Below are 1443 nucleotides of genomic sequence, written 5' to 3' on the forward strand. Positions count from 1 at the left end.
CCGGCGGCCGCGACCCGGTCCCGCAGCCGCAGGTAGTCCTCGACGCGGAAGAACATCTGGGTGATGGCGTAGTCGGCGCCGGCCCGGCACTTGGCGACGAAGTGCCTGACATCGCTGTCCCAGTCCGGCGAGCGCGGGTGCATCTCGGGGAAGGCCGCCACACCGATCGTGAACTCACCCAGCGAGCGCACCAGTTCGACCAGTTCACGGGCGTAGGTGAAGCCGTCCGGGTGCGCCGTCCAGGGGCCGTTCGGATCGCCGGGCGGATCACCGCGCAGCACCAGGACGTCCCTGATCCCCGCGTCGGCGTACTGGCCGATGATGTGACGCAGTTCGGCCACCGAGTGACCGACGGCGGTCAGGTGGGCGACGGGACGCAGGGTGGTCTCGGCGGCGATACGCCGGGTGACCTCGACGGTCCGTTCGCGCGATGAGCCGCCGGCGCCGTAGGTGACGGACACGAAGGTGGGGGAGAGGGACTCGACGCGGCGGACGGAGTTCCACAGGGCGCGCTCACCCTGGCCGGTCTTCGGCGGGAAGAACTCGAACGAGAACGAGGGGACGCCGTTTGCCAGCGCTTCGCGGACGGAGCTCATGAACGGCCTCCGGCGTTGAAGTAGCTCGCCTGGGGGTGGTGGACGACGATGGCGTCCGTGGACTGCTCGGGGTGGAGCTGGAACTCCTCGGACAGGTGCACGCCGATGCGCTCGGGCTGGAGCAGGTCGGCGATCTTGGCGCGGTCCTCCAGGTTCGGGCAGGCCGGGTAGCCGAGCGAGTAGCGGCAGCCCTGGTATTCGGTACGGAACATGCCGTCGAGGGCGGCCGGGTCCTGGCCCGCGATCCCGAGTTCGGCGCGTACGCGGGCGTGCCAGTACTCGGCGAGGGCCTCGGCCAGCTGGACGGAGAGGCCGTGCAGTTCGAGGTAGTCGCGGTAGGCGTCGGCCTCGAAGAGGCGGGCGGTCTCCTCGCCGATGCGCGAGCCGACGGTGACGACCTGGAGGCCGACGACGTCCCGCTCTCCGGAGTCCTCCGACCGGAAGAAGTCGGCCAGGCACAGCCGGCGGCCGTGTCCCTGACGGGGGAAGGTGAAGCGGGTGCGCTCGTCGCCCCGCTCGTCCAGGATGATCAGGTCGTCGTTCTTGGACACGCAGGGGAAGTAGCTGTAGACGACGGCCGCCTCCAGCAGGTTCCCGGTCCGCAGCCGATCCAGCCACATCCGCAGCCTGGGCCGGCCCTCGGCCTCGATCGCGTCGCCCTTGAGGCCCCATTGGCCGCGGAAGAGAGCCGTCTCGTCGAGCCAGGAGGCGTATTCCTTGAGCTGGATGCCCTTGATGACGCGGGTGCCCCGGAACGGCGGGGTGGGCACCGGGTTGTCGGTGGCCACGTCGGAACGCACATGACCTTCCTCGGGCCGTTCCTCGACCTGGACGGTGGCCGCCTTGA

At 70.1% G+C, this 1443-nt stretch carries 2 protein-coding genes; both read right to left on the reverse strand.

Annotation, left to right across the window (positions count from 1 at the left end; translation table 11 throughout):
- Nucleotides 1-596 (reverse strand): methylenetetrahydrofolate reductase (locus tag ACZ67Q_RS39400; RefSeq protein WP_471192463.1); only part of this gene is annotated, 596 nt, incomplete at its 3' end.
- Nucleotides 593-1443: vitamin B12 dependent-methionine synthase activation domain-containing protein (locus ACZ67Q_RS39405; protein ID WP_471192466.1), on the reverse strand; the 851-nt coding region annotated here is incomplete at its 5' end. The genes ACZ67Q_RS39400 and ACZ67Q_RS39405, both read right to left, overlap by 4 nt.

It is taken from the genome of Streptomyces sp. NPDC036813, from assembly GCF_055609245.1.